Annotated in this window: 5 protein-coding genes, 2 tRNA genes and 1 riboswitch; of the genes, 1 reads left to right on the forward strand and 6 read right to left on the reverse strand. The window is 70.0% G+C overall.

The window, feature by feature from the left end; all coding sequences use genetic code 11:
* Window positions 1-60: 60 nt before the first annotated feature.
* The 4 genes from ACWEO5_RS37760 to ACWEO5_RS37775 all read right to left on the reverse strand — a co-directional run bounded on the left by ACWEO5_RS37760 (window position 61) and on the right by ACWEO5_RS37775 (window position 3,327).
* Window positions 61-723: an ATP-dependent Clp protease proteolytic subunit gene (locus ACWEO5_RS37760; RefSeq protein ID WP_176187896.1), complete on the reverse strand. Its 663-nt coding sequence runs from the start codon at window positions 721-723 to the stop codon at window positions 61-63.
* Window positions 724-767: 44 nt separating this feature from the next.
* On the reverse strand, window positions 768-1,397 hold the full coding sequence (locus tag ACWEO5_RS37765) for an ATP-dependent Clp protease proteolytic subunit (protein ID WP_051816579.1): 630 nt from the start codon (window positions 1,395-1,397) through the stop codon (window positions 768-770).
* 260 nt (window positions 1,398-1,657) lie between these two features.
* Window positions 1,658-3,049: a trigger factor gene (gene tig, locus ACWEO5_RS37770; protein ID WP_452166600.1), complete on the reverse strand. Its 1,392-nt coding sequence runs from the start codon at window positions 3,047-3,049 to the stop codon at window positions 1,658-1,660.
* Window positions 3,050-3,253: 204 nt separating this feature from the next.
* A tRNA-Pro gene (locus tag ACWEO5_RS37775) sits at window positions 3,254-3,327 on the reverse strand.
* A gap of 149 nt (window positions 3,328-3,476) precedes the next feature.
* Here ACWEO5_RS37775 and ACWEO5_RS37780 point away from each other — a divergent pair.
* A tRNA-Gly gene (locus ACWEO5_RS37780) sits at window positions 3,477-3,550 on the forward strand.
* 136 nt (window positions 3,551-3,686) lie between these two features.
* Here ACWEO5_RS37780 and ACWEO5_RS37785 read toward each other — a convergent pair.
* Window positions 3,687-4,706: a M23 family metallopeptidase gene (locus ACWEO5_RS37785; protein WP_452166601.1), complete on the reverse strand. Its 1,020-nt coding sequence runs from the start codon at window positions 4,704-4,706 to the stop codon at window positions 3,687-3,689.
* Window positions 4,707-4,711: 5 nt separating this feature from the next.
* Window positions 4,712-4,830, reverse strand: a riboswitch (cyclic di-AMP (ydaO/yuaA leader).
* Window positions 4,831-5,238: 408 nt separating this feature from the next.
* A complete protein-coding gene (locus tag ACWEO5_RS37790) occupies window positions 5,239-5,433 on the reverse strand; it encodes a hypothetical protein (RefSeq protein ID WP_452166602.1) in 195 nt (64 codons plus the stop codon).
* Window positions 5,434-5,860: the final 427 nt, after the last annotated feature.

Genomic DNA, 5,860 nt, shown 5'->3' on the forward strand with positions numbered 1-5,860 from the left:
CATCCGTGTCCAGATCCGATGGGTGCGTACGTCACGTACGCACCACCCCGGGGCGGCGGGTCAGTCGGTGTACGAGTTCTTCCGGGTCGAGACGATCTGGTCGATCAGCCCGTACTCCAGCGACTCCTCGGCGGTGAGGATCTTGTCGCGCTCGATGTCCTCGCGGACCTGCTCGACGTCCTTGCTGGAGTGCTTGGCCAGCATGGTCTCCAGCTGCTCGCGCATCCGGAAGATCTCCTTGGCCTGGATCTCCAGGTCCGACACCTGGCCGCGGCCGGTCTCGGTGTACGGCTGGTGGATCAGCACCCGGGCGTTCGGCAGCGCGAGGCGCTTGCCGGGGGTGCCCGCGGCCAGGATCACCGCGGCGGCCGAGGCCGCCTGGCCCATGCAGACCGTCTGGATGTCCGGCTTCACGAACTGCATGGTGTCGTAGATCGCGGTCAGCGCGGTGAACGAGCCGCCGGGCGAGTTGATGTAGAGCGAGATGTCCCGGTCCGGGTCCATCGACTCCAGGCAGATCAGCTGCGCCATGATGTCGTTCGCGGAGACGTCGTCCACCTGCGAGCCGAGGAAGATGATGCGCTCCTCGAACAGCTTGGCGTACGGGTCGTACTCGCGGATGCCCTGCGAGGTGCGCTCGACGAAGCGCGGGACGATGTAGCGGCCCTCGGCGCGCATGTCCTCCAGGCGGGCCTTCGCGCCCGACAGGCTGGGGATGTTCATGGTTTCTGGTCCTCCGAAGCGTGCGGTCAGGGTTGCGTTGCCGGTCAGCCGGCCAGGCCGGCGCCGGTACCGCCGCCGCCGGGGACGTCCGCGGCGCTGTGCATGATCTCGTCGATCAGGCCGTACGCCTTGGCCTCCTCCGGGGTGAACCAGCGGTCGCGGTCGGAGTCCGCGGTGATCTGCTCGAAGGACTGGCCGCTGTGGTGGGCGATGAGCTCCGACATCCGCTTCTTGGTGCGCAGCAGCTGCTCGGCCTGGATCCGGATGTCGGTGGCGGAGCCGCCGAGGCCCGCGGAGGGCTGGTGCATCAGGATGTTGGCGTTCGGCAGCGAGAAGCGCTTGCCCTTGGCGCCCGCGGTCAGCAGGAACTGGCCCATCGACGCCGCCATGCCCATCGCGATGGTGACCACGTCGTTCTTGATGTACTGCATGGTGTCGTAGATCGCCATGCCCGCCGAGATGGATCCGCCCGGGGAGTTGATGTAGAGGTAGATGTCCTTCTCGGGGTCCGCCGCGAGCAGCAGCAGCTGGGCGGTGATCTTGTTGGCGATGTCGTCGTCGACCTGCTGGCCGAGGAAGATGATGCGCTCGTTGAGCAGCCGGTTGTAGACCTGGTCGCCCAGGCCGCCACCCACGTCGCCGCCGGCGGCGTGCGGTGCCATCGGGCCAGGCATCTGCATCTGCGGGAACGTCACTTAGCCACCTGCTCAGTCGATCTGCGTGTGTGTCGCTGTCCACCGACCCTAACGCGCAGGCCCCGCCGCTGAATCCCCCACGCAGAACTGTTCGCTGTGAGCGCAGGGTGAGCGGGGTGAGCAGGCCGAACTCGCGCTACCGGTACGGAGGAACGCGAACGGGCCCGGACACCGTGCGGTGTCCGGGCCCGTTCCCGGTTGCCTTCGCGGGCCGCCGGCGGACCGGCGGGTCAGCGGGATCAGGCCTCGGCGGACTCCTCGGAGGTGCCCTCCGCGGCGGCCTCGGCGGCCTCGGTGGTCTCCTCCTCGTCGTCCTCGAAGGAGACGGTCTCGCCGTTGGTGTCGGTCACCTTGGCGGCCTCGACCACCAGGGCCAGCGCCTTGCCGCGGGCGACCTCGCCGACCAGCAGCTGGACCTGGCCGCCCTGGACGACCTGCTGGGCGAACTGGTCCGGGGTCAGGCCGGAGCCGGCGGCGCGGCGGATGAGGTGCTCGGTGAGCTCCTCCTGGTTGACGCCCAGCTCCTCGTTCTTGACGATCTGGTCCAGCACGAACTGGGTCTTGATGCCCTTCTTCGCCTGCTCCTCGGTCTCCTTCTCGTAGTCCTCGCGGGACTTGTCCTGGGAGGCGAGGTAGGTGTCGAGGGTCAGGCCCATCGGCTCCAGCTGGTGGTGCTCCAGGTTGTGCTTGCGGGTGCCGATCTCGTCCGCGAGCAGCTTCTCCGGGTACTCCATCTCGACGCGCGAGAGCAGCTCGTCGAGGACCTTCTCCTGGGCCTGGGTGGCCTGGTCGAACTCCTTCATGCGCTCCAGGCGCTTGACGGAGTCGGCGCGGAGCTCCTCCAGGGTGTCGAACTCGCTCGCCAGCTGCGCGAACTCGTCGTCCAGCTCGGGGAGTTCCTTCTCCTGGACGGTGGTCACGGTGACGGTGACCTCGGAGTCCTTGCCGACCTGGGTGCCGCCCTTGAGGGTGGTGGTGAAGGTCTTGGACTCGCCGGCGGACAGGCCGATCACGGCCTCGTCGATGCCGTCCAGCAGGCGGCCGGAGCCGATCTCGTAGCTCACGCCGGTGGCGGTGCCGTCCTCCGGCACCTCGCCGTCGACCTTGGCCTCCAGGTCGACCACGACGATGTCGTTCTCGCCGGCGGCGCGCTCGACGTCCTTGACGGAGGCGAAGCGCTCGCGGAGCTGCTCCAGCGACTTCTCGATGTCCTCGTCGCTGACCTCGATCGGGTCGACCACGACCGCGATCTCGGCGAACTCGGGCAGGGTGACCTCGGGGCGCACGTCGACCTCGGCGGTGAACTTGAGGTCACCGCCGTCGGCCAGGTTCTCGACACCCTCGATCTCGGTGATGTCGGGCTGGCCCAGGACGTCGATCTGGCCCTCGTCGACGGCCTGCGTGTAGAAGCGCGGAAGCGCGTCGTTGACGGCCTCCTCCAGCACCGCGCCACGACCGAAGCGCTGGTCGATCACCTTGTTCGGGATCTTGCCCTTGCGGAAGCCCGGAACGGTGACCTGCTGGTTGATCTTCTTGTACGCCGCGTCGAGGCTGGGCTTGAGCTCCTCGAAGGGCACCTCGACGGTGAGTCGAACCCGAGTGGGGTTCAGAGTCTCGACGGCGCTCTTCACGGTTGGGTCTCCTAGGGGGCTTGCGGTCAGGGCGATAGGCGGTTGGGGCTGCAATGCTGTCCGTACTACCGCCAGCGGTCCATCCTACCGGTACCACGAAAGCGACTGTGCCCGGCACCGGGGTGCGCGCGGGAGGCCGGGGGGCCGGGGGCGGCGGCAACGACAACAGGGCCCCGCCCGCTGACGAGACCCTGCCGCACACGGTCGGGGTGACCGGATTCGAACCGACGGCCTTCCGCTCCCAAAGCGGACGCGCTACCAACCTGCGCCACACCCCGTGGTGCCGAGCAGAAGAGTACACGTCGGCCCGCCCCGGACCGGGGCGATATCGGCGAGCCGACAACGGCGGAGGAGTGTGCAATCCACCGACCCGACCAGGTACGCTGGGGCGGTCCGCACCGCCTCGGGTGGTGGCGGACGCTCCTTTGCGGGTGTAGCTCAATGGTAGAGCCCCAGTCTTCCAAACTGGTCACGCGAGTTCGATTCTCGTCACCCGCTCCACGAGGCCGGAGGCCCCGACCGCAGCAGCGGTCGGGGCCTCCGCCGTTCCCGGGGTCCGCGGTCCGCGATCCGCGGGACGGGACGCCCGAAGGCCCCGCGCAGCGGAACGCGGGGCCTTCGGGGGTGGTGCCGGGGATCAGACGTTGACGCCGTGGGCCGCCAGGTAGGCGATCGGGTCGATGTCGGAGCCGTAGTCCGGGGTGGTGCGGATCTCGAAGTGCAGGTGCGGGCCGGTCACGTTGCCGGTGGCGCCGGAGAGGCCGATCTGCTGGCCCGCGGTCACGGCCTGGCCGGCCGAGACGGAGATCGAGGACAGGTGCGCGTACTGGGCGTACTTGCCGTCGGCGAGCTTGATGACGACCTGGTTGCCGTAGGCGCCGCCGTTGCCGGCCGAGACCACGGTGCCGTTGGCGATCGCCTTCAGGCTGGTGCCGGTGGCGACCGGGAAGTCGATGCCGGTGTGGTAGCCGCTGGACCAGCTGGAGCCCGCCACCTTGTAGCCGGTGGTGACGCTGCCCGGCGCGGGGGCGACGTAGCCGGAGGAGGAGCTCGCAGTGGAGCCGGTGGTGGTGGACGTGCCGGTGCCGGCGCTCCCGGTCGACGGCTTCGCGGTGGACGACGAGGACGAGGACGAGGCCGAGGAGGAGGAGGACGAGGTCGACTTCTGGGTCTGAGCCTGGGTCTTCGCGGTGCCGGTGCTCGACTTGGTCGAGGTCTTCGGAGCGGCGGCGGTGGCCGCGGCGTCCGAGGAGGTGGCGGCGGAGGTCGTCGCGGCGGCCTGGCCGTTGACGGTCAGCTGCTGGCCCGGGTAGATCAGGTTCGGGTTGCCGCCGATGACCGAGCGGTTGTCCTGGTAGAGCTTCTCCCAGCCGCCGTCCACGTTCTTCGCGGTGGCGATCTTGGAGAGGGTGTCGCCGGCGGCGACCCGGTAGGACTCCGCGGCCGGGGCGGCGGCGTCGGTGGTGGTGGTGTCGGCGACGGGGGTGGCGTCGACCGAGACGTTGGCCCACTGGCGGGCGCCGTCGTGCTGGTCGGCGGTGTGCGCGGAGGCGGCGGTGACCGGGAGGCCGACCGCGGCGCCGGCGACGCCGGCGGCGATGGCGATGCGGACGACGGTGGCCAGGCGCGGCTTGCGGTGCTTGCCCTGAGCGGACATGAAGCTGTTCCTCTCCGACGCCTGCGAGGTGAGCTGTCGGGTTCGGGCGAGAGTTGCCCGGCCGCGTCGTGGCGGCTTCACCCCGAGCCGTCCCCGTGCGTTCCGGGTCCGGCGTACTACCTGTGGTTCCCCCGCTCCTGCCGTGGCGTGGTCTCTGGTCGGCACCGGGCGGCGGCAGGACTAGGCGTTCCGCTCGGCGGCCAGCCCGGCCGATGTCCGGGCTGCGGAGGAAGCAAAACCCACGGCTCGCCGAGCTGGCAAGCGCCGAAAAGCCCCGTCCCCGGGCTCGGGAGGGGGCTGACGGTCCGCCAGGTCACGCTCCGCCGCCACCGGGCTGCGGTGTGCGTACGGGATCATGACGGTGCGCCCACGAACCAAGCACGGTGGGCGACTTCGGCCACCGTGCGCGCTGGGGCGCTGACCCGGCGTGACGATGCGGGTGACCCTGGTCACCCGCGGGCAGGACTCTGGGACGGTCCGGGGGGTGGCTCCCGTCCGTCGGAACGCGCTCCCCGGTCCGGTCGGACGGGCGTCAGCCGGCGATGCCGGAGATCGCCTTGGAGACCGACTGGAGGAACTGGGTGATCGGGGCTGCCATGTTCGACTGGCTGAGCATGAAGCCGAAGAGCGCTGCCATGACGGCGTGGCCTGTCTTCATCTGCTTGTTGCGGATGAAGATGGCGACGATGATGCCGAACAGGACCAGGGCGGAGACGGAGAAGGCCACCGGGACTCACTTCCTCGATTCGTGGCGGGGATTCGGGTCGGAACCGGCGACGGCTCCAGGCGGAAACCGGCCCCTGCCCCCCGTGTCCCCACCACTCCATCCGGACTCAGTGTGGTCGCTCGTGCGGAGTGCGTAAAGGACTTGCCCCGTCACCCGGGGCCCCAACCCGCGTGCTGGGGCTGATTTTCGCCGACCGTGACGATAGCGGACGGGTCCTGACGGACCGTCGGCGGGCCGCGGTCCGCCGCGGTGGCGGCGGCAAAGCGGCAGGCAGGCCGGGCATCCGCCCACCGGCCGGGTATGCCAGTGGAATTGGCCGAAGATCAACGTCCGGGTTTGACACCCCGCGGGCACGTCCCGCGCACCTTTCCCGCGCACCCGGGCGCCCGCGGGATCCGCTCCGGCGCCCCGCGGGGCCGGCCGCGGC

This window comes from Kitasatospora sp. NPDC004272, assembly GCF_053603035.1.

Bases quoted from the DNA above. Each gene is read 5' to 3' on its own strand.
- ACWEO5_RS37760 (WP_176187896.1), bottom strand. From the start codon at position 723: ATGAACATCCCCAGCCTGTCGGGCGCGAAGGCCCGCCTGGAGGACATG.
- ACWEO5_RS37765 (WP_051816579.1), bottom strand. From the start codon at position 1,397: ATGCCTGGCCCGATGGCACCGCACGCCGCCGGCGGCGACGTGGGTGGC.
- ACWEO5_RS37785 (WP_452166601.1), bottom strand. From the start codon at position 4,706: ATGTCCGCTCAGGGCAAGCACCGCAAGCCGCGCCTGGCCACCGTCGTC.